The organism is Paraprevotella clara YIT 11840, assembly GCF_000233955.1.
Lineage (GTDB): Bacteria > Bacteroidota > Bacteroidia > Bacteroidales > Bacteroidaceae > Paraprevotella > Paraprevotella clara.
Genome location: NZ_JH376689.1, coordinates 1 through 318, shown reverse-complemented (window position 1 = coordinate 318; position 318 = coordinate 1). Strand labels below are relative to the sequence as shown.

The following is a 318-nucleotide window of genomic DNA, read 5'->3' as shown; positions in this document are numbered from 1 at the left end:
GGAAGACTGGGAGGAATGGGAAGGCTGGGAGGAATGGGACTGGTGGGAGCGGTGTAAGAGAGAAGAGCAAGAGCGCAAATAGGCTTAGAACCCACAAATGAAATTCTTGTTTAACCTAAAAAATAAATGTTTTTTATGAAACCTTTTTTAAAAAGAGATGTAAGAAGCGCTATATTTGTTGTTACCCTTCTTACTGCAGGAGTTAATATTGCTTACATTGTAGTAACAAATCTTGAACCCAAAGTATTTTGGACTATGATGATTAATGTCTTTATATGCCTATCTACTGGTATATCTGCTGGTATAGACATTTACAAA

Annotated in this window: 1 protein-coding gene; it reads left to right on the top strand. The window is 36.5% G+C overall.

What is annotated here, in order from left to right; genetic code table 11:
* Window positions 1–135 precede the first annotated feature (135 nt).
* The coding region (locus HMPREF9441_RS18805; protein WP_039865647.1) for a hypothetical protein at window positions 136–318 on the top strand (183 nt) is incomplete at its 3' end.